A 24,746-nucleotide genomic window follows, 5' to 3' on the forward strand; every position below is an offset into this window, starting at 1 on the left:
CGGGGCAGGCCGCAGTCGTTTCAGGGGCTTGTCGACGAGCTCAGGGCTCCAGCCCTGCCGCGGTGTGGCCGACGATATAGCCGAAGGTGAGGGCGGGGCCGAGCGTGATGCCGGCGCCCGGATAGCTGCCGGCCATGATCGAGTTCATGTCGTTGCCGCAGGTATAGAGGCCGGGGATCGGCGTGCCGTCGGTGGCGAGAACCTCGCCGCGCCCGTTGGCCGAGAGGCCGATGCTGGTGCCGATATCGCCGGGGAAGATCTCGATGGCATAGAGCGGCGCCTGATCGAGCGGCCGCAGGCAGGGATTGGAAGCGTTTTCCGCATCGCCCAGATAGGTCTGGTAGGCGGTCGATCCCTTGCCGAAGGCGCGGTCGGTGCCTTCCGCCGCATCCGTGTTGAAGCGGGCGATGGTCTGCGCCAGCGCTGCCTCCGGCACCTTCATCGCACGGGCAAGTTCCGCCGCAGTGCGGCCGCGCTTCAGGTAGCCTGAGCGCAGGTGCTGGCCGAACGGTGCGGGGAACGGGCGCACCGCACCCATGCCGTAGCGCCGCAGTGCCTGGTGATCGCAAACCAGCCAGGCCGATGTGTTGCCGCTCGACAGCATCGCCTGGACGAAGTCGTGATAGGACGTCGCCTCGTTGGCGAACCGCTTGCCGTTTGGCCCCACCGCGATGACGCCGGGCTTTGCCCGGTCGAGGAAGAGGTGGGGGAAGGGGCGGGGGCCGCCCTTGCCCGGCAGCAGCGAGACCGGCGTCCAGAAGGCGGCGTTGCTGTTGCCTTCGGTGATCGCCGCGCCGACCCTGGTTGCAAGGTCCAGCGTGTCGCCGGTGCTGTCTGCCGGCGACATGGAATAGTGCGGGGCACCGGCCGCGACATGCGGCATCACCTCCTTGCGCCGGGCCGCGTTCTGCGGAAACCCGCCTGCCGCCAGCACCACGCCGCGCCGCGCGGCGAGCGTGCGTGTCGCACCGCCATGGGTGACGTCCACTCCGTCGACCCGGCCGTCGGTGCGGCGAATGCCGGCAAGCGGCGTTTCCAGGAAGATCGGGATGTCGAGCGCCAGCACGCTTTCCGCGAGCCGGCCGGCGACGGCCTGACCCAGCACCAGCCGGGTGCCGCGCGGATGGGTCAGCCGGTCGCGAAGATGCCGGGCCATCACCCGCGCCGCATACATGGCGGAGGGGAGCGAGCGCGTCATCTTCATGAAATGGCCGATGTCGAACCGGTTCAGCAGCAGCCCGCCAAAGATGGTGAAATCGGCGATTGGCGGGCGCAGCTTCGAGAACCAGCGGCCGAGCCGGCGGCCGTCATAGTCCTTGGCGTCCAGCACGCGGCCGCCGAGCGCGGCGCCCGGCGTGTCGGGATGGTAGTCCGGCGAGTAGGCCCGGTAGTCGAACTGCAGGGCGGTGTGCTTCTCGAAGAAGTCGACCATGCGCGGGCCGTTGTCGAGAAAGGCGCGCACCACATCCGCGTTGAGCCGGTTGCCGGTCTCGGCCTCGATGTAGCGGAAGGCTTCCTGCCTGTCGTCGCTCATGCCGCCGGCGCGCATCTTCGGATTGTCGGGGATCCAGATCGCCCCGCCGGAGACCGCCGTCGAGCCGCCGAAATGGGCCGACTTCTCGATGATCGCCACGTCGAGACCGGCAAGCCGGGCGGCGATGGCGGCCGCCATGCCGGCGGCGCCCGAGCCGACGACGATCAGGTCGTACGTATCCTTCAGGACCGGATCGTTGCGCGTCATGCGGCGTCTCCCGGGCGCGGGTAGCGGCCGACGGCCCAGCCGCCGTCGACGCGCAGCGTCGCGCCGGTGATGAAGGCGGCCTCGTCGCTGGCGAGGAAGGCGACGGCGTCGGCCACCTCGCCCGGCGTTCCGACCCGGCGCAGCGGCGCCTGCTCGATGAAGACATGCTTGCGCCAGGTCTCCGTGCGGATCCGCTCGGCGGTCAGCGGCGTCTCGATCAGCCCGGGGGCAACTGCGTTGACGCGGATGTTCTCCGGCCCGAAGTCGGTCGCCATCTGGCGGGTCATGCCGTCGACGGCGGCCTTGCTGGTGCTGTAGCCGGCGCTGCCGGTCGCCCCGACGATGGCGTAGATCGAGGCGATGTTGACGATGGCACCGCCGCCCGCGCGGCGCATCTCGCCGACCGCGAACTTGCTGAGCATGAAGACCGGCAGCACGTTGATCTCGAAATAGCGCCGCACGTCCTCGGCGCTGGTCTCGTCGGCGCGCCCGCCGCCGCCCACTCCCGCATTGTTGACCAGAATGGCGAGCGGGCGCCCGGCAAGCGCTGCGGTCAGCATATCGGGCAGTGCCGGATCGGTGACGTCGGCGGTCACCGTCTCGATGCCCTCAGGCAGCCGGGACAGCCCGTCCGCATCGCGGTCGACGGCAATGACGGTGGCCCCTTGCGCGGCGAGGCGCTCGGTGATGGCGAAGCCGATGCCGGAAGCGGCACCGGTGACGATGGCCAGGCGGCCAGAGAAACGATTGGTGTCCATGATCCCGTCCTCGGGTCGGGGGATGGTCAGAAGCCGGTGGTGCCGCCGAGCGAGCGGCCGCCGTCGACGAGCAGCACCTGGCCCGTGATGAAGCCGGCCTGCGGCGAGCCGAGAAAGGCGACGGCATGGGCGATGTCGTCCGGCGCGCCGAGCTGGCCCATGGGCTGCTGCGCCCGAAGGCCGTCCAGATCGGTGTCCGAGCGGGCCTTCAGCATGTCGGTCTCGATGACGCCGGGGGCGACCGCGTTGACGCGGATCTTGCGCTCGGCCAGATCCAGCGCCATGGCGCGGGTCAGGCCCGCCACGGCCGCCTTGGAGGCGACGTAATGGGCGTAGTGGCGCGCGCCGAGCATTGCCCGCGAGGCGATGTTGACGATGGCGCCGCCGGGCTGCATGCGCGCGGCGATCTTCTGCGACAGGTCGAACAGGGCAACGAGGTTGACCTCGTACATCCGCCGGAAATCGTCGGGTGCCAGCTCGAAGAAGCCCTTCACGTTGAAGATGCCGGCATTGTTGACGAGCAGGCGTACGTCTCCGGCCTCCTCGGCAAGGCGGGCGACGGCAGCCGCGTCCGTGACGTCGAGCGCATGGGCGCGGGCGCTGCCGCCGCTTGCGCGGATGGCGGAGGCAACGGCTTCCGCGTTGTCCGCGGCAAGATCGGCGACGATGACCTGATGGCCGTTCTCGGCGAGGACACGGGAAATGGCCGCGCCAATTCCCGCGCCGCCGCCGGTCACGATGGCGATGGGGTTCTGTGTCATTGGCAATGATCCGTCAGGTCGAAGGGGAGGCAGAAAGGCAGCGGGCGCCGTGGGGAGAGGTCCGGCGCCCGCCGCTGCGTCGTCAGTTCATGCCGAAGCTGTTCTCGTCGATCTTCGAGTACAGGTTCTCCTGGAGGATCTTGGCCAGCGCATCAGCGTCGGTACGGTCGACCCCTTCAAGCAGCCCCTTCCACTTCGTCTGAAGCGCCTGGAACTCTTCGATGAGATCGGTCGGATCCTCGACCTTGCGGTCGTCCATGGACTTCTTCGGCAGGCCTGCGACGAAGTTGGTCTGGAACTCCTTCAGCTTGGCGGTCAGGTCCTCGGACGGCTCGATGATCTCGAGGCCGCGCTCCTTGGAGCCTTCCATCGCCGCGGCGACGCCGACGTGATAGGCGACCTGCGCACGGGCGTTGCCGACGGCCATGTTGTCGAGCAGCACGCGGCGCTGTTCGGGGGCGAGCCCCTGCCAGAAGCCCGGGTTGATCACGTAGTTGGCGCCGAGCACCACGCCCATCGGCAGGGTGGTCACGGACTTGGCGACTTCCCAGAACTTGTTGCCCTTGTCGAGGTTGGTCGGGTCCGACATGGTGCAGTCGATGGAACCGCGGCTGAGGCCGGAATAGACGTCGCCGATCGGCACGGACACCGGAACGCCGCCGAGGTTCTCGACCCAGGAAGTCTGGGCGCCGCCGGCGGTGCGGATCTTCAGGCCCTTGGCGTCGGCCGCCGCGCGGATCGGCTTCACGCAGATGAAGTTGTAGACCGGGGTCGAGTAGCCGCCGGCGAAGATGCCGCCGTTCTTCTTCCACTCGCCGACGATGCGCGCGTTGGTCATGCCCATTTCGGTATAGGCGAAGGCCGAGGCGATATCGTCGTCGGAAACGAAGACGAGGTCGTTGAGCACGTTGTTCAGCGGCAGCTCGGACGGGGTGTAGCCCGGATAGACGATGCCGAGCTGGGCGACGCCGTCGCGGATCGCCTGCATGGTCGACTTGGCCGGCACCAGCGCGCCGCTGGAATAGACCTCGAAGGTGATGGCGCTGTCGGTCGCGGCGGCCACGTCCTTGGAGAACTTCTGGTAGGTCTCCTCGTTGAGGATGTGGACCGGCGCCATCCAGTTGGTGGCCTGGTACACATCCGCATAGGCGGCCGAGCCCATCAGGCCGGCAGTCAGGGTCGCAAGGGCGAGCAGTTTCTTCATGTCTTCCTCCCATGTTCCGGCGCTTCTTGTCGGGCGCCGATCGGATCAGGCGAACGAGGTGTTCGGGGGTCAGTTCGCCATGATTGCGGGCAGCCACAGGCTGATGGCCGGGAAGGCGATCAGCAGGGCCAGCGTGATGAAGTCGGCCAAGATGAACCAGCTGACGCCGGCAAAGATCTGGCCGAGGGGTATGGTGCTGCCGAGACTGGATCTGATGACGTAGACGTTCATCCCGACCGGCGGCGTGACGAGGCCGATCTCCAGCAGCTTCACCGTCAGGATGCCGAACCAGATCAGGTCGACGCCGAGCAGGGCCAGCATCGGCGCCAGCACCGGCAGGGTCAGCAGCATGATCGAGATGCTTTCCAGGAAGCAGCCGAGCACCAGGTAGAGCGCGCCGATCATCAGGATCACGGTCAGGGCGCTGTAGCCGTCGAAGAAGTTGGTGACCCAGACCGGCACCGTCGACAGGGCGATGAAGCGGGCGAACAGGGCCGCGCCGACGACGATGATGAAGATCGCGGCGGTGCCGAGCGCGGTGTCGATCAGCGCGCAGCGCATCACCCGGATATCGAGCTGGCGACGGGCCGCGGCGATGATGCAGGCGAGGAACGCGCCGATGGCGCCGGCCTCGGTGGCCGTGAAGATGCCGGTGAAGATGCCGCCGAGCACGCCGGCGATCAGCACCGGCAGCGGCCACACGTCCTTGATCAGCTCGAGCTTCTCCGCCCAGCTGTAGACCTCGTCGCTCTTGGGCGCCAGCTGGGGATTGAGCATGGTGCGCAGCGAGATCATGCCGACGAACATCACGGCCGACAGCAGGCCGGGGATGAGGCCGGCGATGAACAGCTCGCTGATCGACACGTCCATCATCAGGCCGAAGACGATCAGCAGGACGCTCGGCGGGATCAGCGACCCCAGCGTGCCGGCGGCCGCGACCGAACCGGCCGCGAGCGAGGGAGCATAGCCGGCCTTCAGCATTTCCGGGATGGCGATGCGCGAGAAGGCGGCGGCGGTTGCGACGCTCGACCCGCTGGCCGAGGCGAACAGCGCGCTGGAGGCGACGGTCGCGGAGGCGAGACCGCCCGGCACCCGGTTGAGGAACACGCGGGCCGCGGCGAACAGGCCCTTGGTGAGCCCGGCGCCCGAGGCGATGTAGCCCATCAGCAGGAACATCGGCACGGCCGACAGGTTCCAGTCGCCGACGAGCTCGTAAGGCACGGCCTTGACGATGCCGATGGCCGGCATGGCACCGAGCATGGCGAAGATGCCGCCGATGGCGACCGCGCCCATGGCAACGCCGATGGGAACGCGCAGGCCGATGAGGACGAGCGTCAGGACGATGCCGACGAAACCGATTTCGAGACGGTCCATGATCGGGGCCTCAGACTGGATCTGCGTGCTGGGGCTGGTCTTCCGCCGGCAGGACATCGCGGCCGGAGAGGATCAGCACGAGGCGGGTGAACTGGGCAAGGCACGCAAGGCCGAGGCCGAGCGGCAGCAGGAACTTGGTCGGCCAGACGACGACCTTCCATGCGCCTTCGACGATCTCGCCGATTTCCCAGGCATAGATGGCCGGCTGCCAGGAAAGCCAGGCGATCAGCCCGTAGACGGCAAGCGACAGCAGCGTGCCGAGCAGCAGCATCACGCGCCGCGCCGTGGGGTTGGCCATGTCGAAGAACAGCTCCACGACGATCGGGCCGTTCTTCACCTCCAGCCAGGCCAGCGGCAGGAACACGACCGAGATCATGTAGTAGCTGGCCACGACCTCGGCGGTGCCCGGGATCGGGGCGTTGAGGAAGTACTTGCCCGCGACGTCCGCCGTCACGTGCAGCATCATCGCCAGCAGGGCGAGGGCTGCGAGCCCGGCGAGCAGGGCTGCGATCTGGTTGAGGGCGCGCTCCAGCATGGTCATTGCATCCGGTAGCCGCCGTTGATGTCCAGCGTGGCGCCGGTCACATAGGCACCGTCCGGACCGGCGAGATAGGAGACGGCTCCGGCCACATCCTCCGGCGTGCCGATCCGGCCCATCGGGATGTTGCGGGAAATCTCAGCGTCCTGGGAAGGATCGAGCGACAGGCGCAGCATCGGCGCGTCGATCAGGCCGGGAGCGACCGCGTTGACGGTGACGCCGAGGGGCGCCGCCTCGCGGGCACCGGCCTTGATGAGGCCGAGGATCGCGCTCTTGCTGGCGATATAGGCCGAGCTGGAGCGGTAGCCGCCGAGCTGTGCCGCGACGGAGGAAAAGCCGACGAAGCGCGCGTGATCCAGCGGGGCACGGGTGCGGTGGCGCAGATATTCGCGCAGCAGCAGGAACGTGCCGGTGCTGTTGATCGTCTGCGTCTTGTCCCACTCCTCGAAGCTGGTCTCGGTGAGGGGGCGGCGCTGGCCGTTCTCGTCGAGGATCAGGATGCCGGCGGCGGCCACCAGCACGTTGACCGGTGCGATGTCCGCTTCGACCTCGCGAAGAGAGGCGATCACCGCCTCTTCGCTGCTGACGTCGAGCGCGAGCCCGACATGGCCGGTGCCCGGCAACGAGGCGACAAGCTCGTGCGCCCGGTCGGCATCCATGTCGGTGGCAATGATCGAGAAACCGTCTGCGGCGAGCCGCTTGGCGACAGCGCGGCCTATACCGCCTGCCGCGCCGGTGACGAACGCTGTGAGCGCCATCCGTACCCTCCCTTATTTCGCCTCAGGATTGGATACATTATCGCGACTGTCAATCTAGTTTCAGCCGGTTTTTGATTGTTTTGGATAAATTCCTGGGAGGTCCCGCTTGTCACGTCGCGTGAAACAGGTCATTTTGGATCCATGACACCACTCGATCAGGCTCCGGCACCGACAGCCGACGTCACCAGCGCGGATGCAGCGGCGACCGCCATTCGCGAGATGATCCTGGAAGGCCGCTTCGCGCCCGGCGAACGGCTGCATCAGGACCAGCTCGCGGAAATCCTTGGCGTTTCACGCACGCCCCTGCGCACCGCGCTGGCCCGGCTCGCCCAGGACGGGCTGATCGACTACGAACCCAATCGCGGCTATCGCATCCGCCGTTTCCTGGTCGCCGACATTCGCCAGGCCTTCACTGTCCGCGCGAACCTGGAAGGGCTTGCCTGCCGGCTGGCGGCGGAGGCGGGGCTGAACAAGGCGCAGCTCGCCCGCATGGAGGCGCTGGTCGACGAGGGCGACGCGATCCTGTCCGTCGGGCGGCTCGATCCCGATCAGCTGCCGTCCTACCGGCGCATGAACGTGGAGTTCCACGAGACCATCATCGGCGCGGCCGGCAACCGCTGGATCGGCCGCTTCGTCCATCAGTCTCACAACGTGCCGCTCGTTTCCGACCGCGTGATCCTCTGGGACGATTTCGAGGTCATCCACCGCTCCCACGACGACCACCGCCGTATTCTCAAGGCGCTGGGCGACAGGGACGGTACGCGGGCGCAGAACCTGATGAGCGAACATGTCATATTCGCCGGCCAGCTCCTTGCCGACCGGCTGGAGGCCGACCCGGAAGCCGCGCTGCGCCAGGCGAGCCAGGCACAGGCCGGACATTTCTGAAACCCTACTGGAGAGTGTTGATGAAGCTCTATTTCTCCCCCGCCTCGCCCTATGTGCGCAAGGTCATGGTCGTTGCCCACGAGAAGGGCGTCGTGGACCGGATCGAACTGCTCGGCTCGGCGGCCAACCCGGTCAACCGCGACAAGACCATCGTCGCCAGCAACCCGTCCGGCAAGGTGCCGACCATGCTGCTGGACGACGGGTCCGCGATCTACGACAGCCGCGTGATTTGCGCCTACGTGGATGCGCAGGCCGCCTCGCCGGTGCTGGTGCCGACCGAGGGCAACGAGCGCTTTGCCGTCATGACGCTGGAGGCGCTGGCCGATTCGATCCTCGATGCGGCGTTGCTCGCCCGCTACGAGAAGATCATGCGGCCCGAAGCGCTCTACTGGGCCGACTGGCATCGCGGCCAGATGGAGAAGATCGACAGCGGCCTCGATGCGCTGGAGACGACCTGGCTGTCGCACCTGCAGGGACCGCTGTCGATGGGGTCGATCGCGGCGGCCTGCACCCTCGGCTATCTCGACTTCCGTTTCCCCGACAAGGATTGGCGCAGCGCCCATCCGGGCCTTGCGGCGTGGTTCAAGACCGTCTCCGAGCGCCCATCCATGCAGGCGACGATGCCGAAGGGCTGAGCCCACAGGCGCTGGCACACCGCCGGCTCTCATCGATCAGGGGCGCGGATCCGGAAAGGGTCCGCGCCTTTTTCGTGGTGTCAGGCCGAGACTTTCAGACTGTCGACGATCAGCCACAGGCCGGACAGGCCGTAGACGGCCGCCAACGCGTAGCGGAACCCGGTCGAGTTCGCGACTTCCTCGCGGTTCAGCACGCGCGAGGAAAACAGCAGCACATAGGCCGAGAAGATGCACAGGCCGAGGACGAGGCAGCCGAGCACGATCACCAGCGGCGCATACCAGGGCGAATCCGGCCGCACTCCGGCCGTGATGATGAGGATCCAGCCGACGCTCGCCTTGGGATTGAGGATCTGGATCAGGAAACCACGCCGGAAATGGCCGGCGAGCCCGATCCGGGCGCCGTTCTGCCCCGCCTCCTGATCCCGGGTCGGTCCCGTCGAGGGTTTCCACTGGCGAAAGGTCTTCCAGGCCAGCCATACGAGATAACCGCCGCCGGCCACGCCCACCGCCATCATCGCCGTTGGCATGGCGACCAGCACCGAGGACAGGCCGAAGGCCGCAAGCAGCGCCCAGGTCTGCCCGGCGGCCATCACCCCGGCCATTACCGCAAAGCCCGAGGGGCGACCCTGCCGGATCGCCGTGGTCGCGATCGTCATGTTGCCGAGCCCGGGGCTGGCCGCTCCGACGATATAGATGAGAAACGCCGAGAGCATGTTCGCGTCATCGTAAGTCATGGCCGGCCGGAGCTCTTAAGCGGGAGGGAGGGGCGTTCCGCGGCGCCTGCTTTACAGGGCTGCCAGCGGTTGATGCAAGCTTGGATTGCAAGGTTTCTCTTGCTCGCGTGACCTGGTGGCCGGCTTGTTTCTCGGCCGGGTCCGGTGGCGGGGTGGAGGCTGCATCGCGTGACGCGTGAAACACTTCTTCGCGACAAAGAAGAAATCAATATCGTAAATAATGACAATATTGATAAATTTACGTAAGGAATCATTCTTCAACTTTCTTGTAATGGTCTTCATATTTGAAGTGACTCACTCGATATATTTAAAGAATTTCGGCAAAAACATCCTCACTGTTAGCGTGATCAAGTGATAAATAGCTATTTTTCGTTCGAATACGATGTATTTGTGCGAGAAATACTTCATGTACACAGGTCATCCGACGGTCCGTTCCGGCGACTTGCGGGCTGCGATTGGAGGAAGAGTGATGCTCAACAGAGGCGACCAGATCGCTCATCAGATGTTCCAGCAGGCGCAACTGCCCGGGCAGCCGCGCCAGAAGGTCATCGACAGTCCGCACCTGCACAAGATGCAGAGAATGCACTTTTTCCTGTTCGATGTGTTGCCGATCCTCGGCACCGCCTGTGCGATCGTGTTGCTGTTCTTTCACCCGATCACGACCGTCGACCTGACGTTGTTCTTCGTGTTCTGGATGCTGAGCGGGCTCGGGATCTCGATCGGCTACCACCGCCTCTTCACCCATCGCAGCTTCAAGGCGTCGGCGCCCGTTCGCGCCGCTCTCGGCATCTTCGGCTCGATGGCGGGGCAGGGCGGCGTGATCTCCTGGACGGCGATGCACCGGCGCCACCACGAGCTGGGCGACCAGGAAGGAGACCTGCATTCGCCGAACCTGCATGGCAGCGGTTTTTCGGGGAAGATCAAGGGCTTCATCCATGCGCACTTCACCTGGATGGTGGCGCATCCCTATCCCAATGTCGTGCACTATGCGCCGGACCTGCTCAAGGACCGGGTGATGATCTGGGTGAATCGCCACTACTACACGTGGATCATCCTCGGCCTGCTCATTCCGACCGTCATCGGCGGGCTGGTGAGCCAGTCCTGGATGGGGGCCCTGACCGGCTTCCTGTGGGGCGGCATGGTGCGCATGTTCATCGTCGAGCAGGGCATCTTCGCGCTCAACTCACTGTGCCACCTGATCGGTCGCCGCCGCTTCGTCACCGACGACCAGAGCACCAACATCAGCTGGCTCGCCCCCTTCATCTTCGGCGAGTCCTGGCACCACAACCACCACGCCTTCCCCGGTTCCGCGTCCTTCGGGCTCGCCTGGTACCGCATCGATCCCGGTTACTGGGTCATCCGCTTGCTCGCTCTCTTCGGCCAGGCCTGGGACATCAAGGTCCCGACGAAGGAGCAGATCGAGCGCCGGGAAATTCGCAGCGCCTGACCCGACGCACTTGCAGGAAGAGGAGGAGTTCCCATGGATCACGTTCAGATCGCGGAAAAGGTCGACGAGGCCGCCGTATTTGCCTGGCTCAAGACCTACATCTCCAACGTACTCGGAATGGACCAGGCGTCCATCAAGGGCAGCGACGGCCTCGATTCCCTCGGCCTCGACTCCGCCCTGACCACGGCGCTGGCGATGGACCTGGAGACCTGGCTCGGCGTCGAGATTCCGCTGGCGATCCTGTTTGAGGCGGAAACGCTCGACAACATCGCCACCGGCGTCGCCCGTGAGGCCGAGCGCCAGCACGCGACGGCAGGATGAGGGCAGAGACCATGAAGACGGAACAGCCCGACTACGGCGGCTCGATGGCCGCGGTCCAGTACCACTACGATGTCAGCCGCGACTTCTACCGCCTGTGGCTCGACGAGTCGCTCACCTACTCCAGCGCCCTGTGGGAGGGCGAGGACGACACGCTGGCCGCCGCCCAGCAGCGCAAGATCGACCATCACCTGCGCGAAGCCCGGGCGGACAAGGCGGAATCCCTGCTCGACGTCGGCTGCGGCTGGGGCGCGCTGGTGCGCAAGGCCAGCAGCTATTCCGGCCTGAAGCGGATCGTCGGCCTGACGCTGAGCGAGGACCAGGCGGACAATGTGCGCAGCTTCGGCATCCCGCAGATCGAGGTGCGCCTCGAGAGCTGGACCCAGCACAAGCCCGACCGGCCCTATGACAGCATCATCTCGGTCGGCGCCTTCGAGCATTTCGCCAAGCCCGAGGACAGCCGCGAGGTGAAGATCGAGACCTATCGCGACTTCTTCGCCACCTGTTCCAAGTGGCTGACGCCCGGCGGGCGCATGTCGCTGCAGACCTTCGTCTACGGCACCATGCGCAACGAGGAAGCCAGCCAGTTCATCAACGAGGAGATCTTCCCGGCCGCCGACCTGCCGCGGCTGGACGAGATCGCCGCGGCGGCGGACGGGGTGATGGAGGTGACCTATCTGGTCAACCACCGCCTGCACTACGCCCGCACCTACGATGCGTGGGCGCGCAACCTGCGCCGGCGGCGCGACGAGGCGGTGAAGTTGGTCGGCGAGACCGTCACCGAGCGCTACGAGCGCTACCTCAAGCAGACCTCCATCGGCTTCTACACGGGCAAGATCGGCCTGCTGCGCATCTCGCTGCGTCCGACCGACCGTCCGGTTTCCGAAACCTCGAGGATGTGAGTGGAGCCGGGCCGGCCTGTTTCGCCGGCCCGCAGCCCGCGTCGAACACCACCGGCGGCGCCAGCCGTGCCGCCGGGCGACCCCGTCTTGCCCGCGTCCAGCAACAGGGAACCGTGCCATGACCGTCACCGCCCCAGCAGCAGAACCCCGTGCAGGCAGCGCCTCTGCCCGCGTGCCGGCCGGCCAGGACATCGTCTTCAACCCGCTCGACCCGGCCTTCCGTGCCGATCCCTATCCGGTCTATGCGCGCCTGCGCCGCGATGCTCCGATCCTGCGCACCAAGGGCACGCTCATCCTGTCGCGCTACGAGGACGTGCTCGCCGTCATGCGCAGTCGCAAGTTCAGCGTCCGCCTGATCCCCGACACCGTGGTCAAGCAGGCCGCCCGCCTGCGGTTCGAGGACTACGGCCAGATGCTGCGTTTCCTGCAGACCTCCATCGTCTTCACCGACAATCCGGAGCACATGCGCCTGCGCCGGCTGGTCAACCAGGCCTATTCCAACGAGGCGATCACCGCTCTCCTGCCGGTGCTGACCGACCGGATCGAGCGCCTGCTCGCGACCCATGCCGCCCGCGGCGGCTGCGACATCATGGCGGACATCGCCGTGCCGCTGCCCATCGACATCCTGTGCGACTGGATGGCGGTGGATGACGAGGCCCGGCCCGGCATCGCCGAGAAGGTCCACGCGGTGCGCTACCTGCTCGACCCGGGCATGATGAACCGCTCCGCCTTCCAGAAGGCGGCGAGCAGCATGCGCGAGCTGACCGGCTATTTCGGCGAACATGCGGCCCGCATCCGCAAGTCGGGCAAGGACACCATCATCGCTCGCCTGTGCGAGGCGCAGGTGGACGGCGCCGGCCTGACGGAGGAGGAGATCGCCTTCGCCTGCGTGATGTCCTTCGTCGCCGGCACCGAGACGACCCAGTGCCTCATCGGCAATCTCGTCGATGCCATCCTCGATCACCGCGAGAAATTCGAGGCGCTGGGCGACGATCCGGCCTCGATCCGCTCCGCAATCGAGGAAGTCACCCGCTACGAGACGCCGCTGCAGTTCACCAAGCGGCTTGCCGTCGAGGATTGCACCGTCGGCGGCATCGACATCTCCGCCGGCGAGCAGATCCTGCTCTGCCTCGGCTCGGCCAATCGCGACGGCGAGGTGTTCGAGGCTCCCGACGAGCTGCGCTTCGACCGCAAGGGAACCGCTCATATCGGCTTCGGTTTCGGCATGCACTCCTGCCTCGGCGCATTGCTCGCCCGTGTCCAGGGCGATGCCTTCCTCAAGGTTCTGCTGAACGGCTACGGCGACTTCGAGCGCGTCGATCCCGAGCGCCGCTGGCAGGCGAACAGCCTGATCCTGCGCGGCCCCGAGCGCCTCGACATCCGCTTCTCCAGTCAACGGGGGACGGCGTGAGCGCGCAGGCGGAGATCTTTGCCAGCGACCGGTCGCGGGCGGCGGTCGATCTCTACGTCTTCCACCATGCCGGTGGCAGCAGGCATTCCTTTGCGGCCTGGCAGTCGAAGTTTCCCGCCGAGGTCGCGCTGCACCGGGTGCAGCTTCCCGGCCGAACGGCGGAGACCTGCAACGTCCTGCCGAAATGGGCGGGCGCGCTCGTTCCCGGCCTCGTCCGCAACTTCCTGGCGTCCCGTGCCGGATCCAGGCGGCCTTTCGTCTTCTACGGCCATAGCCTCGGCGCACTGATCGCCTTCGAGCTGACCCGCTTCCTGCGGCTGATCGGCGAGGAGATGCCGGCCGGTCTCGTCGTCGCCAGCCGGCGCGCGCCCCACTGCGAGCTCAGCCATGGCGAGCTGTTCAGCCTGCCCGACGACGAGCTGGTCGCCGCGCTCCATCGTCTCGGCGGCGTGCCGGCGCACATGCGGGGCAAGGAGGATTGGCTGCGCCAGGTGTTGCCCGTCATCCGCGCCGACCTGCAGCTGTCCGACATCTATCGCTACGCCGGGCAGCCGCCGCTGGACTGTCCGATGCTGGCGGTGAAGGGCTCCGACGACCCGATCATGTCGCTGCGCGAGCTCATCGAGTGGTCGGCCCACACCACCGGCAGTTTCACCTGCGGCGAGCTGCCGGGCGCGCATTTCTTCGATGCAGAGGGCACGCGCCGCCTGGAGACGATCCTCGTCGGGACCCTGGCCCGCTGGGCCGATTTCGAACCTGCGGGCATGTCCGCCCGCCCCACAAGCTTTCCGGAGGAGAGAACATGCTCGACAAGAACCGGGATCTGAGCAGCGTCGGCGTTCCCACCCTGTGGGGCCTCCTCGACACCTATGCGGCCGCGCGGCCCGACGACCGGGCCTTCCTCTATCTCGGCCCGGAGAATGTCGAGCAGGAGGCGCTCACCTATGCCGAGCTGCACCGGCTGGCGCGCATCTACGGCCAGCGTCTGCGGCAGCACACGCGCCCCGGCGACCGGGCGATCCTGATGTTCCCGACCGGCCTTGCCTTCGTGGTCGCCTTCTTCGCCTGCCATTTCGCCGGTGTGGTGCCGGTGCCGATGGTGCCGCTGAAGGGCGCGCGCCTGCGCAACACGGTGCATGCCATCGCCGAGAATGCAGCGGCCTCCGTCGTCTTCAGCAATCTCGACCAGGCCTCGCTGGTCCATGCCCAGCTGAGCCCGCTGCCCAGCTACCGCAACGCCACCTTCATCGCCATCGATCTCGACGAAGGCGGGCCCGCACCGACCGCCGATCCGCACGAGGCGCTGCCGCACGAGCTCGCCTTCATCCAGTACACGTCCGGCTCTACCTCGGTGCCGCGCGGCGTGATGGTCAGCCATGCCAATCTGGCCGCCAACCTGGAGATGATGGCCGAGGCCTTCGGCAACGACGACAATCCGACCTATGTCGGCTGGGCGCCGCTCTATCACGACATGGGGTTGATCGCGAACGTGCTGGAGCCGTTCTATCTCGGTACGTTCTGCATCCTGATGTCCCCCAACCTCTTCGCCCACCGGCCTTGGCTGTGGCCGAAGGCGATCAGCGATTATCGCGCGGTGGTCAGCGGCGGGCCGAACTACGCCTACGACCTGTGCATTGAGCGCCGCGACCTGATCGTCGATGCCGGCCTCGACCTGTCGTCGTGGAAGCTCGCGTTCAACAGCGCCGAGCCGGTGCGCGCCGGCACCCTGCAGCGCTTCACCGAGGCCTTTGCCGGCATCGGCTTCCGCCCGCAGACTTTCTACCCCTGCTTCGGCATGGCGGAGGCGACGCTCCTGATCACCGGCGGCAGCCGGAGCGAGGTGCCGATCCTGCGCCCGGTCAGCCGCGTTGGCCTTGCGCGGGGCGCGGCCGTCGCACCCGCCGACGAGAAGGACGAGACGCAGGCGATCGGTTGCGGCCGCGCCCTGCGCGACGAGACGCTGCGCATCGTCGATCCGGAGACCTTCGACGCCATGCCCGATGGCGAGATCGGCGAGATCTGGGTGGCCGGCCCGCATGTGCCGCTCGGATATTTCGACAATGAGGAAGTCTCGCAGCGCACCTTCCACGCCCGCATCACGGGCGAGGAAGCCGGCGAGCGCTACCTTCGCACCGGCGACCTCGGCTTCGTGCTGGAGGGCGAGCTCTATGTCACCGGCCGCCACAAGGACCTGATCATCGTCCGCGGCCACAACGTCTATCCGCAGGACATCGAGTATGTGGCGGAGCGTGCCTGGCCGGGGCTGAAGAACAATTCCGGCGCCGCCTTCGCGGTCGAAGATCCCGACAGCGGCATCCAGACGCTGGTGCTGGCCCAGGAAGTGCGGATCGGCAACCGCCAGTCGATCGATATCGACGCGGCGACCCGGGCGATCCGCCAGGAGATCCTGCGTGAGGCCGATGTCACCTTCCACAAGATCATCCTGCTGGAGCCGGGCTCCATCCCCAAGACCTCGAGCGGCAAGATCCGCCGGGCCGAGACCCGCAAGCGCTACCTAGACGAGACGCTCGCGATCCTTGCCCGCCGGCCGTCCCAGGCTGCCGAGGCCGAACCGGCAAAGGCGGCAAGCGGCGACGACTGACCGAATGCGGACCGGGCCGGCAAGGCCCGCCCGGTCCGCGGATTTTGCAGACGTGACGAGGTGAAGACAGGTCCATGTCCGAGGAAAAACTGCCGGTTCTCTCGCGCGACGAGATTGGAGCGGTGATCGGCAAGACGCCGTTTGCGGTCTGGGTCGGGGCGAGCCTCGATACCTATCGCTACGGCGAGGTGGAAATCAGCATCCCGATGCGCCGCGAGCTGACCCAGCATCACGGCTTCGGCCATGGCGCCATCATCGGGTTTCTGGCCGACAGCGCCTGCGCTTGGGCGGCCGCCTCCGTCGCCGGCGATGTCGTCACCTCCGAATACAAGCTCAACATGTTCGCGCCCGCCGTCGGCCAGACGCTGGTCGGCCACGGCCAGGTGCTCAACTACGGCGGTCGCCACGCGGTCTGCCGCGCCGATGTCTATGCCCTGTCGGGCACGCGCAAGAAGCTGGTGGCGACGGCGCTCGCCACGATCTTCCAGGTCAAGCCGTAAGGCCGACCTTCCGCCCCCCCCCAACCAGGAGTTCGCGTCATGCAGCACGTTGAAAGCACTCTCGGTCCCGACGTTCCGATCGTGGTCTGGTCGCCGCGCGACGGCGCCCGTTTCAGCCTCGACGAGCTCGCCGCCTATCTTGCCGAGTCCAAGGACCGGATTTCCGCGCAGCTCGACGAGAACGGCGGCATCCTGCTGCGCGGGTTCGATTGCGTGCACACCTCGCACGACTATCAGAAGGTGCTCGACGTGGTCGCGCCCGACCTGATGGACTATGTCGGCGGCACCTCGCCGCGCAAGGTCGTCAACGGCCGCATCATGACCGCGACCGAGATTCCGGGCTCCTACTCGATCCCGCTGCATCAGGAGATGTCCTACACGGACAATTCGCCCGACCGCATCTCCTTCTTCTGCGAGCGTCCGCCTTCCGAGGGCGGGCAGACGACCATCGGCGACATGCGCGCGATCACCCGGGCCATCGACCCCAAGGTCCGCGAGCGCTTCGAGACCCATGGCGGCGTCCAGCTCTGCCGCAACCTGCCGCTGCCGGAGAAGGTCGCGTCCCGTCCGGGCGTGCCCAAGACCTGGCACGAGGTGTTCGCGACCGACCGGCGCGAGGAGGCCGAAAAGGTCGCCGCCAAGTCCGGCTGGCGCTTCGAGTGGCTGGACGACGGGTCGATGCAGCTCTGGCAGGAAGTCCGTCCGACCACCCGGCAGCACCCGCGCTCCGGCGACGATGTCTGGTTCAACCAGGTCCACATCTTCTCGCCGGTCTCCGCGCTGAAATGGGCGCGGCTCGATGGCCGCACCGAGGCCGCCGACCGGCTGGCTCGCGCGCTCGAGGAGGCGCCGCAGCTTCTCGACCACATGCGCTACGGCGACGGCACGGAGATCGCGGCCGAAGACGTGCTGCACATCTACGACGTGCTGCTGGAGAACGAGAAGCCGGTGCAGTGGCAGAAGGGCGACGTGCTCGTCCTCGACAACATCCTTGTCGCTCACGGCCGCAAGCGCTTCTCCGGCGACCGCAGCGTCCTGACCGCGCTGATCCAGCACGCCCACTGACACGAGAGCCCGGGACCGCGGCCTTGACCGCCGGCCCGGGTCCCCATCGCCCATCCGAACGGGAGACAGCCATGCTCAAGACGGTTTCCAGCACGAAGTCCGGCGAGGCACGGGACGAGATGGCCGCCGAAGAGCGGCGCATGCGCGTCCAGCTTGCCGAGTTCTACCATCTCGTTGCCTATCTCGGCTGGACCGAGATGATCTTCAACCATATCTCGCTGCGCGTGCCGGGCCCGGACCGCCACTACCTCGTCAATCCGTTCGGGCTGCATTACGAGGAGATCACGCCGGACAACCTGGTGAAGGTCGATGTCGAGGGCAATCTCGTCGAGCCGTCGGACTATCCGGCCAACCGGACGGGCTTTGCCCTGCACGGCGCGATCCACGAGGCGCGCGACGACATCCACTGCATCGCCCATACGCACACGACGCCGATTTCCGCCATCGCGCTGAAGGAAGGCGGCTTCACCTATGACGACTTCTATGGGGCGCAGCTCTTCGGCCGCGTCGGCTATCACGCCTTCGAGGGTGTGACGGTCTTCGCCGACGAGCGTCCGCGCATGGTCGCCAGCCTTGGCGACAAGAACGTGCTGGTGCTGCGCAACCACGGCATTGCGGTCGGCGAGCGCGATGTGCCGCGCACTTTCTGGCTGCTCTACAACGCGCAGCGCGCAGCCGAGATCCAGTGCCAGGCCGGCATGCTGCCCGGTGCCAATACCCCGCTCACCGACGAGGTGCGGCTCCGCAGCGCAGCGGCGGCCGAAGAGCTGGTCGCGGGCGATGCCTTCGCCGCCAAGCTCTTCGACGCGATGGTGCGCAAGGTGCGGCGCGACCGCGGCCCGCTCTGGGCCCGGGACACCGCAACCGACCGGCTGGAGTAGCCGGCCGTCAGCCCGGCCTGCCGACCCCGAAATCGCGGAGGATCTTGTCCCGTGACACTGCAAGAGAGAAACCGGCCCCGGCCCCAGTCGGGGGTGCCGTCCCACCGGGATCGGGCGACAGGCTGGGCGAGCACCCACCGCGTCCACCTCGGCATGCCGCATCTCGCCTTCAGCGGGCTGTCGGAGGCGTGGCTGCTGAAGGAACTCGGCCATCGCCACTGGATCCAGCTCGCGCGCATGGCCGAGTACGACTTTCCCGATTTCTACGACGAGGCGGGACACACAGTCTATGCCGCGTTCCGCTCCGTGCGGATCGAGGGCGCGCGCTTCGATCTGGCCAAGGAAAACGACACGCTGGTGATCCGCTCCAGCCTGTTCCGCCTGTCGCGCACCCAGGTGCAGAGCGAGCATCGGCTCAGCATCGGCGGTGCCCTGCTCGGTGTGGTGCGCATGGTCTCGGTCTTCGTGCACCGCAACGGCCAGACGTCGAACCGCTCGGTCGTGCGCGTCGAGATCCAGGGCCTGCCGCCGGTCTCCGAGGCCAGCAAGCCGGATCTGGCAAATGGCGGCGTCGACGGCACCGTGTGGACCTGGGACGAGGGGGCGATCGTCGCCGCCGATCACCGGCCGCAACTGTTCTTCCCCTGTCCCTCGCAGGACTTCAACGGTGCGGGCTTTCTCTACTTCGCCAATGTTCCGGCCTTCGTCGACCGGGCGGAGTGGAACGTCGATCCGGACTTCGCGCGCAACGCCATCACCCGCTGGCGCAGCGTCGCCTATCACGCCAACATCGATCCGGGCGAGGCGATCTCCATCGAGCTCGTCGATTTCGAGCGCGACGACCTGCTGTGGCGGCACCGCTGCCGGGTGACCCGGGCAACCGACGGCAAGCACATGGCCGATGTCCTGAGCGTGCGCAGCCGCGTCGAGGTCGCCGGCTCGCGGCGCGTGGCCGTCGGCCAAGAAGTCGGCTGCGCCGATCGGCCGGACTGTTGAGCCCTTCTCGGCGCATGGGGGCAAGCCTGGTGGCGCCGGGGACGGGCGCGGCGCGCCCGGTGCAAGGTCGCCCGTCCACAGGTTGCACATCCTGAAATACGGAGTGCAGAGAGCGGTTGGTGGTGCGGATATTTTACATCGCCACGTTGTCGTGATACCCCTCTTCAGATCCTGCAAGTACGCGGAACATCTGTAATCTCAAATATTTTCAAGAAAAAATCCGTTCAGGGCGCCACGAGACCGAAATGATGTCCGGTTGCATCATGGTGTCTTCCGTTCTGGCGAAGGATTCGGTTGCGGCCATCGGGAGACGGGCATGACATATTTGGTATTGCGGCGGATCGAGGAGCTCGCCTTCGACCAGGGCGACCGCGTCGCAATGGAGGAGGGCCAGCGCCGGCTCACCTATGCCGGGCTCTACGAGGCGATCCGCAGGGCCGGGCGCCAGGGTCTTGCCCGCTCGGGCTCCGGACTTGTCGGGATCAACGGACGCCCGTCCATCGAAGCGGGCGTCGGCATTCTCGCCGCCATGGCATCGGGCGATGTCGCGGTTCCGGTCGACGGCCGCCTGCCGCTCGCCCGGCAGCAGGCGCTGCTCGACTGGTGCGACAGCTTGAGCGACTCCCGGGAGATCGCCGGCATCGTCGCGGATCTCGACGGCAAGGTGCCGCAGCCGCATGCCGGAGGCTGTATCGCACCGCGCGCCCCGCGTCAGGCCGCCTATATCGCCTTCACCTCCGGCACCACCGGCGAGCCCAAGGCCATCGAGGGCACGATGGACGGGATCGACCATTTCATGGCCTGGCAATCGGGCCTCGTCGGCAGCTTCTGCGAGGCGTCGCGCGTCTCCTGGCTGACGCCGCTCTCGTTCGACGTGATGTATCGCGACCTGCTGCTGCCGCTGGTGACGGGGGGCACGCTGGTCATTCCCGATGCCGAGGCCGGCTTCAACATCGCCTCGGGCTGGCACTGGCTGGCGAGCGAACGGATCGACGTCGCCCATGTCGTTCCGTCCATCGTCTCCGCCTGGCTGTCGGCCGGCGAGCTGCCGGAGCTCGACCTGCGCGCGCTGTTCTTCGCCGGCGAGCCGCTGAAGGTGCCGCTCGTCGCCGCCCTGCGCCGCCGCTATGCCGGGCGCATCTACAATCTCTACGGCCCGTCCGAGGGCACGATGGCGAAGTTCTGCCGCCTGATCGACGACGACTGCCCGACCAACGGGACGCTCTATCCGGTCGGGCGCCCCATCGCCGAAGACGTGACGTACGAACTCGCCGACAATGGCGAGATCGTGCTCGCCTCGCCGCATCTGACCAACGGCTATCGCCAGCGCGACGGCAATGCCGAGCCGTTCCCGCAGATCCGGCCCGGCTGGTACGCCTATCGTACGGGCGACAGGGGAGATGTCATCGGCGGCGATCTCTTCCTGCTCGGCCGTCTCGACAACCAGATGAAGGTCAACGGCATTCGCATCGAGGCCGGCGAGGTGGAGCGCCTTGCCGAAGGATGCGAGGGCGTCGAGCGGGCGGTCGCGGTCAAGCTGTCGCCGCCCGAGGTGCCGGGCGAGACGCTGGCCCTGTTCTGGCAGGGCGCCTTGGACCGGGAACCGGCTCTGCGCGAGCGCCTTTCGGACGCTTTGCATCCGGCGGTGATGCCCTCGCTCTACACGCATCTTGCCAGCTTCCCCGTCACCTTGAACGGCAAGGTCGACCGCAAGGCGCTCGTCGCGGACGCAGCCGCCCTGTTTGCCGCCGGGCAGGCGGACCTTTCCGCCGACATCCATGGCGATCCGGCCGAACGCCATGTCCAGCAGGTGATCTCGCGGGTGCTGCGCCGCCCCTGCGGCCTCGATACGGACTTCATCGGCCTTGGCGGCAATTCTCTGATGTTCGGCCTTGTCGCCTTGCAGCTGGAAACAGCCTTCGGCATCGCCATTCCCCAGCCTCGTTTCTACGAGGCCGGCACGCCGCGCGCGATTGCGGCATGGTTCGTGGAAAACGGCGGCCAGCTCCGGCAGGTCGCCGAAAGCGACAACGGAGGCGGCACGTCCCCCTTGCCGGACGCGGCGGGCGGGGACTACCGGCCGCTCACCAGCCGTCAGCAGACGATCTTCGACATCTTCTGCAAGGATATCTTCGGCGCGGCGATCAACATGACCCTGCAGATGCCCTTCCGCGCGGGCGATGCCGAGCGGCTGAAGCGTGTCCTGCTGCGCCTGATCGAACTCAACGACTGCTTCCACCTGCGCTTCCGCCGCGAGGGCGAGACGTTGCTGCAGGCCATGGTCCCGGACGGCTTCGGGGCGGACGATTTCGAGGAGATCGCGGCGGACGATGCCGAGTTCGACCGCCTGTCGACCGCCTTTGGCGAGCGGACCTTCGATCTCGACGGCGAGCGACCCTTCCGGATCCTGCTGCTGACCAGCCCGTCCGGCGCCGGCCGTCTCGTCCTGTCCATGCATCACCTCATCAGCGACGGCATGTCGCGCGAATATATCCGCCGCGACATCGAGGATGCGCTGGCCGGGGCGCCGGTGCCGGTGCGCAGCCCCTTCCGCTCGGTCATCGCCGCCGAGACCGGCGAGAGCCGGGCCCGCGCCACCGCCTTCTGGCATGCGCATATCGAAGGCGCGCCGCCGATGCCGCGGTTCGTCTCCGGCCTCGACAGGAAGAACCTGTCGGCGCGCATGCTCACCGTGCCGCTCGGCGTCGATCACGACGCCCTGCTGGCCCGCGCCCGGGCGCTCAATGCCAGCGTCTTCCCCTACCTGATGGCGCATTTCTACCGGGCGATGGCCGCACATTGCGGGGCCTCGGACCTGGTCATCCGCGTGACGACCCACGGGCGCTACCGCCCCGAACTGCTGGATACGCTGGGCCTGCTGTTCAGCGCCGTCCCGCTGCGGATCGACGGGGCCGGGAAGAGCACGCCCGCCATCGTCGCGGGCCTCTCGCGCATGCTGGAGGCCGCGCCCGCGCATCAGGACGTCTGCTTCCGCGATCTTGCCCGACTGATCGGCGAGCCGGACGACGAGCATGTCCACCCGGTCACCGGCATCAGCTTCGCGCTCGACGGCTACGACGTCAGCGAGGCGATGCCCGCCGGTCTTTCCCTCGATGCGCGTTCGCAGGTCATCCGCGCCTCGCTGCCGCATGAGGCGCTGGTCTTCGCGCGGACCTACAGCGATGGCTGCGTGCTGCGGTTTCTCTACCGCTCCAAGGCGTTTTCCGACAGCGACATCCAGTCGATTGCCGCGCATATGCGCGGCACGATCTCCCGGGAGCTGGCGGAGGCCGAAAGCGAGGACCTGGCGGAAATCGAGATGGGCCGCCGCGCGGCGCAGTGCTCCTAGCGCGGCAGCGAAAAGATCCGGGAGGCGAGGTTGAGCCGAGACGGAACCAGCTAAAAAATCGCCCGATGGAAGCCAGAAAGTGCTAGTTTCCCGTCGGATAGCGTGGCATGCGACCACGGTGTCGGGTGCTGTAGCGATGTGGGCTGGGACGGAATCTTGCGCAAGGACAAGTCGATGACGCAGGCGCCTGCGGGCGCGACGGTGGTGGACCGGGTTTTCCGTGCGGTGCGCTCCGCGCTTTTCGGCGTCGCTCTGGTCAGTCTGCTGGTCAACCTCCTGATGCTGACCGGGCCGGTCTACATGCTGCAGGTCTACGACCGGGTCCTGGCCAGCGGCTCCGTGCCCACGCTGCTGGTGATCAGCGGGTTCGCCCTGCTGCTCTACACCGTCTTCGGCCTTCTGGAAGGCCTGCGCTCGCGCATTCTCTCGCGCATCGGCCAGCGTATCGACGCCCAGCTGTCGGGCCTTGCCTTCGCCGTCTCGTCCCGGTTGCCGCTGCGCATGGGCTCCGGCGCGGCGAGAGTGCGGCCGGTCCAGGATCTCGATGCGGTCCGCACCTTCATGTCCGGCCCCGGCCCGGCGGCGATCTTCGACCTGCCGTGGATGCCGGTCTATTTCGCCCTGCTCTTCCTCTTTCATCCGCTGCTTGGCTGGCTCGCCGTCGGCGGTGCGGCGTTGATCTGCATCCTCATCGGTCTCAACGAGGCGACCTCGCGCAAGCCGGCGACGGACGCCGCACGCGCCGCCAGCCGCCGGGCTTCGGTGGAAGAAGCCGGCCGCCGCAATGCCGAGGCACTGGGCGCCATGGCGATGGACGGCCCCTTGATGCAGCGCTGGGAGCGGGAGAACGAGACCTTCCTTGATGTCCAGCGCCGCGCGCAGGACTGGTCCGGCTTCTTCGCCACCGCGATCAAGACCGTGCGCTTTCTGCTGCAGTCGGCGGTGCTCGGCCTCGGCGCCTGGCTCGCCATTCTCAGCGAAGTGACGCCGGGCGTCGTCATCGCCGGGTCCATTCTCACCTCCCGCGCGCTCGCCCCGGTCGAGCAGGCGGTCGGCCACTGGCGGTCCTTCGCCGCCGCGCGCCTCGGGCGCCGGCGCCTGCGCGAGGTGTTCGCCCAGCTTGCCGAGCCGGAGACCCCGCGGCTCGAACTGCCGCTGCCCGAGCGCTCGCTTGCGGTCGAGCAGCTTGCCTGCGGCCCGGCCGGCGTGCCGCGCCCGGTGGTCCAGGGCGTGGCGCTGGAGCTTGCCGCCGGCGACGGCCTCGGCATCATCGGCCCCTCCGGCTCGGGCAAGTCGACGCTGGCCCGCGCCCTTGTCGGCCTGGTGCCGCCGCTGCACGGCTCGGTCCGTCTCGACGGCGCGGAGCTCTCCCAATGGGCGCCCGCCCGCCGCGGCCGCATCATCGGTTACCTGCCGCAGGACGTGCAGCTGTTCGACGGTACGGTGGCGGAAAACATCGCCCGCTTCGAGCCGGATGCGGAGGCAGAGGCGGTGATCGAGGCCGCGCGCATGGCCGATATCCATGATTTCGTCACCGGCCTGCCGGATGGCTACAACACGCTGATCGGCTCTGAAGGAATGGCCCTGTCCGGCGGTCAGCAGCAGCGCATCGCGCTCGCCCGCGCGCTGTTCCGCAAGCCGTTCCTGGTGGTGCTGGACGAGCCCAATTCCAATCTCGATTCCGATGGCGAGGCCGCCTTGACCCGGGCGATCCGCGAGATGCGCCATGCCGGTTGCATCGTCGTCGTCATCGCCCACCGGCCGAGCGCCATCGCCGCCGTCGACAAGGTCCTGTGCCTGCGCGACGGGCGGATGGCGGCCTTCGGGCCGAAGGACGAGGTGCTGAAGCGCGTCGTTGCGCCGGTGCCGCAGGCGGGGGTGGCCTGA

22 protein-coding genes are annotated in these 24,746 nt (G+C 67.3%); 14 read left to right on the forward strand and 8 right to left on the reverse strand.

Going from position 1 to position 24,746, the window contains the following annotated elements; translation table 11 throughout:
• Positions 1-40: 40 nt before the first annotated feature.
• The 7 genes from BBX35_RS11830 to BBX35_RS11860 form a co-directional block, all read right to left on the reverse strand.
• Positions 41-1,741 carry an FAD-dependent oxidoreductase gene (locus BBX35_RS11830; RefSeq protein ID WP_067220238.1) on the reverse strand — a complete coding sequence of 567 codons (1,701 nt, stop codon included), beginning with the start codon at positions 1,739-1,741 and terminating at the stop codon, positions 41-43.
• A complete protein-coding gene (locus BBX35_RS11835) occupies positions 1,738-2,499 on the reverse strand; it encodes an SDR family NAD(P)-dependent oxidoreductase (RefSeq protein ID WP_067220240.1) in 762 nt (253 codons plus the stop codon). Before BBX35_RS11835 ends, BBX35_RS11830 begins: the two co-directional genes overlap by 4 nt.
• A 26-nt stretch (positions 2,500-2,525) precedes the next feature.
• Entirely contained in the window at positions 2,526-3,260 is a 735-nt protein-coding gene (locus BBX35_RS11840) for an SDR family NAD(P)-dependent oxidoreductase (protein WP_067220242.1), read from the reverse strand.
• An 82-nt stretch (positions 3,261-3,342) separates the two neighbouring features.
• The gene (locus tag BBX35_RS11845) at positions 3,343-4,464 is read right to left on the reverse strand and encodes a C4-dicarboxylate TRAP transporter substrate-binding protein (protein ID WP_067220245.1); all 1,122 of its coding nucleotides are present in this window, start codon (positions 4,462-4,464) and stop codon (positions 3,343-3,345) included.
• Between the two features lie 69 nt (positions 4,465-4,533).
• Positions 4,534-5,838: a TRAP transporter large permease gene (locus tag BBX35_RS11850; RefSeq protein ID WP_067220246.1), complete on the reverse strand. Its 1,305-nt coding sequence runs from the start codon at positions 5,836-5,838 to the stop codon at positions 4,534-4,536.
• A 10-nt stretch (positions 5,839-5,848) separates the two neighbouring features.
• Complete coding sequence (locus BBX35_RS11855; protein ID WP_088946094.1) at positions 5,849-6,373, reverse strand: TRAP transporter small permease subunit; 525 nt, start codon at positions 6,371-6,373, stop codon at positions 5,849-5,851.
• Between the two features lie 2 nt (positions 6,374-6,375).
• Positions 6,376-7,134 carry an SDR family NAD(P)-dependent oxidoreductase gene (locus BBX35_RS11860; protein ID WP_067220251.1) on the reverse strand — a complete coding sequence of 253 codons (759 nt, stop codon included), beginning with the start codon at positions 7,132-7,134 and terminating at the stop codon, positions 6,376-6,378.
• A gap of 141 nt (positions 7,135-7,275) precedes the next feature.
• Between BBX35_RS11860 and BBX35_RS11865 the strand changes: the two genes are divergently transcribed.
• Both BBX35_RS11865 and BBX35_RS11870 read left to right on the forward strand, forming a co-directional pair.
• The gene (locus BBX35_RS11865; RefSeq protein WP_067220253.1) at positions 7,276-8,019 is read left to right on the forward strand and encodes a GntR family transcriptional regulator; all 744 of its coding nucleotides are present in this window, start codon (positions 7,276-7,278) and stop codon (positions 8,017-8,019) included.
• 20 nt (positions 8,020-8,039) lie between these two features.
• The gene (locus BBX35_RS11870; RefSeq protein WP_067220255.1) at positions 8,040-8,654 is read left to right on the forward strand and encodes a glutathione S-transferase; all 615 of its coding nucleotides are present in this window, start codon (positions 8,040-8,042) and stop codon (positions 8,652-8,654) included.
• A gap of 80 nt (positions 8,655-8,734) precedes the next feature.
• Here the strand turns inward: BBX35_RS11870 and BBX35_RS11875 are convergent, their stop codons facing one another.
• The gene (locus BBX35_RS11875; protein WP_083206244.1) at positions 8,735-9,388 is read right to left on the reverse strand and encodes a LysE family translocator; all 654 of its coding nucleotides are present in this window, start codon (positions 9,386-9,388) and stop codon (positions 8,735-8,737) included.
• A gap of 469 nt (positions 9,389-9,857) precedes the next feature.
• Between BBX35_RS11875 and BBX35_RS11880 the strand changes: the two genes are divergently transcribed.
• From BBX35_RS11880 to BBX35_RS11935, 12 genes are all read left to right on the forward strand, one after another.
• The gene (locus tag BBX35_RS11880; RefSeq protein WP_244271623.1) at positions 9,858-10,835 is read left to right on the forward strand and encodes an acyl-CoA desaturase; all 978 of its coding nucleotides are present in this window, start codon (positions 9,858-9,860) and stop codon (positions 10,833-10,835) included.
• A gap of 33 nt (positions 10,836-10,868) precedes the next feature.
• Entirely contained in the window at positions 10,869-11,156 is a 288-nt protein-coding gene (locus BBX35_RS11885; protein WP_067220260.1) for an acyl carrier protein, read from the forward strand.
• Between the two features lie 11 nt (positions 11,157-11,167).
• Positions 11,168-12,055 carry an SAM-dependent methyltransferase gene (locus BBX35_RS11890; protein ID WP_067220263.1) on the forward strand — a complete coding sequence of 296 codons (888 nt, stop codon included), beginning with the start codon at positions 11,168-11,170 and terminating at the stop codon, positions 12,053-12,055.
• Positions 12,056-12,173: 118 nt separating this feature from the next.
• Positions 12,174-13,466 carry a cytochrome P450 gene (locus BBX35_RS11895; RefSeq protein WP_083206245.1) on the forward strand — a complete coding sequence of 431 codons (1,293 nt, stop codon included), beginning with the start codon at positions 12,174-12,176 and terminating at the stop codon, positions 13,464-13,466.
• A complete protein-coding gene (locus BBX35_RS11900) occupies positions 13,463-14,293 on the forward strand; it encodes a thioesterase II family protein (RefSeq protein WP_067220268.1) in 831 nt (276 codons plus the stop codon). The genes BBX35_RS11895 and BBX35_RS11900 overlap by 4 nt, the downstream gene beginning before the upstream one ends.
• Positions 14,269-16,068 carry a fatty acyl-AMP ligase gene (locus tag BBX35_RS11905; protein WP_067220271.1) on the forward strand — a complete coding sequence of 600 codons (1,800 nt, stop codon included), beginning with the start codon at positions 14,269-14,271 and terminating at the stop codon, positions 16,066-16,068. The genes BBX35_RS11900 and BBX35_RS11905 overlap by 25 nt, the downstream gene beginning before the upstream one ends.
• Before the next feature lie 74 nt (positions 16,069-16,142).
• Positions 16,143-16,568 carry a PaaI family thioesterase gene (locus BBX35_RS11910; RefSeq protein ID WP_067220273.1) on the forward strand — a complete coding sequence of 142 codons (426 nt, stop codon included), beginning with the start codon at positions 16,143-16,145 and terminating at the stop codon, positions 16,566-16,568.
• A gap of 39 nt (positions 16,569-16,607) precedes the next feature.
• Positions 16,608-17,633: a TauD/TfdA family dioxygenase gene (locus tag BBX35_RS11915; RefSeq protein ID WP_067220275.1), complete on the forward strand. Its 1,026-nt coding sequence runs from the start codon at positions 16,608-16,610 to the stop codon at positions 17,631-17,633.
• Between the two features lie 71 nt (positions 17,634-17,704).
• Positions 17,705-18,514, forward strand: coding sequence for a class II aldolase/adducin family protein (locus BBX35_RS11920; RefSeq protein ID WP_083206246.1), 810 nt, complete (start codon positions 17,705-17,707; stop codon positions 18,512-18,514).
• 51 nt (positions 18,515-18,565) lie between these two features.
• Positions 18,566-19,510: a Pnap_2097 family protein gene (locus BBX35_RS11925; protein ID WP_141687855.1), complete on the forward strand. Its 945-nt coding sequence runs from the start codon at positions 18,566-18,568 to the stop codon at positions 19,508-19,510.
• 316 nt (positions 19,511-19,826) lie between these two features.
• Complete coding sequence (locus BBX35_RS11930) at positions 19,827-22,859, forward strand: AMP-binding protein (protein ID WP_083206247.1); 3,033 nt, start codon at positions 19,827-19,829, stop codon at positions 22,857-22,859.
• Positions 22,860-23,033: 174 nt separating this feature from the next.
• Positions 23,034-24,746 (forward strand): type I secretion system permease/ATPase, encoded by a 1,713-nt coding sequence (locus BBX35_RS11935; RefSeq protein ID WP_067220282.1) that lies wholly within the window; start codon positions 23,034-23,036, stop codon positions 24,744-24,746.

The organism is Stappia indica, from assembly GCF_001696535.1.
Classification (GTDB): domain Bacteria; phylum Pseudomonadota; class Alphaproteobacteria; order Rhizobiales; family Stappiaceae; genus Stappia; species Stappia indica.

Excerpts from the sequence above, each read along its gene's own strand:
- BBX35_RS11885 (WP_067220260.1), top strand. The coding sequence starts at position 10,869 with ATGGATCACGTTCAGATCGCGGAAAAGGTCGACGAGGCCGCCGTATTT.
- BBX35_RS11905 (WP_067220271.1), top strand. The coding sequence starts at position 14,269 with ATGCTCGACAAGAACCGGGATCTGAGCAGCGTCGGCGTTCCCACCCTG.
- BBX35_RS11835 (WP_067220240.1), bottom strand. The coding sequence starts at position 2,499 with ATGGACACCAATCGTTTCTCTGGCCGCCTGGCCATCGTCACCGGTGCC.
- BBX35_RS11870 (WP_067220255.1), top strand. The coding sequence starts at position 8,040 with ATGAAGCTCTATTTCTCCCCCGCCTCGCCCTATGTGCGCAAGGTCATG.
- BBX35_RS11830 (WP_067220238.1), bottom strand. The coding sequence starts at position 1,741 with ATGACGCGCAACGATCCGGTCCTGAAGGATACGTACGACCTGATCGTC.
- BBX35_RS11845 (WP_067220245.1), bottom strand. The coding sequence starts at position 4,464 with ATGAAGAAACTGCTCGCCCTTGCGACCCTGACTGCCGGCCTGATGGGC.
- BBX35_RS11910 (WP_067220273.1), top strand. The coding sequence starts at position 16,143 with ATGTCCGAGGAAAAACTGCCGGTTCTCTCGCGCGACGAGATTGGAGCG.
- BBX35_RS11855 (WP_088946094.1), bottom strand. The coding sequence starts at position 6,373 with ATGCTGGAGCGCGCCCTCAACCAGATCGCAGCCCTGCTCGCCGGGCTC.
- BBX35_RS11895 (WP_083206245.1), top strand. The coding sequence starts at position 12,174 with ATGACCGTCACCGCCCCAGCAGCAGAACCCCGTGCAGGCAGCGCCTCT.
- BBX35_RS11875 (WP_083206244.1), bottom strand. The coding sequence starts at position 9,388 with ATGACTTACGATGACGCGAACATGCTCTCGGCGTTTCTCATCTATATC.
- BBX35_RS11915 (WP_067220275.1), top strand. The coding sequence starts at position 16,608 with ATGCAGCACGTTGAAAGCACTCTCGGTCCCGACGTTCCGATCGTGGTC.
- BBX35_RS11880 (WP_244271623.1), top strand. The coding sequence starts at position 9,858 with ATGCTCAACAGAGGCGACCAGATCGCTCATCAGATGTTCCAGCAGGCG.
- BBX35_RS11890 (WP_067220263.1), top strand. The coding sequence starts at position 11,168 with ATGAAGACGGAACAGCCCGACTACGGCGGCTCGATGGCCGCGGTCCAG.
- BBX35_RS11840 (WP_067220242.1), bottom strand. The coding sequence starts at position 3,260 with ATGACACAGAACCCCATCGCCATCGTGACCGGCGGCGGCGCGGGAATT.
- BBX35_RS11865 (WP_067220253.1), top strand. The coding sequence starts at position 7,276 with ATGACACCACTCGATCAGGCTCCGGCACCGACAGCCGACGTCACCAGC.
- BBX35_RS11935 (WP_067220282.1), top strand. The coding sequence starts at position 23,034 with ATGACGCAGGCGCCTGCGGGCGCGACGGTGGTGGACCGGGTTTTCCGT.
- BBX35_RS11850 (WP_067220246.1), bottom strand. The coding sequence starts at position 5,838 with ATGGACCGTCTCGAAATCGGTTTCGTCGGCATCGTCCTGACGCTCGTC.
- BBX35_RS11930 (WP_083206247.1), top strand. The coding sequence starts at position 19,827 with ATGACATATTTGGTATTGCGGCGGATCGAGGAGCTCGCCTTCGACCAG.
- BBX35_RS11920 (WP_083206246.1), top strand. The coding sequence starts at position 17,705 with ATGCTCAAGACGGTTTCCAGCACGAAGTCCGGCGAGGCACGGGACGAG.
- BBX35_RS11860 (WP_067220251.1), bottom strand. The coding sequence starts at position 7,134 with ATGGCGCTCACAGCGTTCGTCACCGGCGCGGCAGGCGGTATAGGCCGC.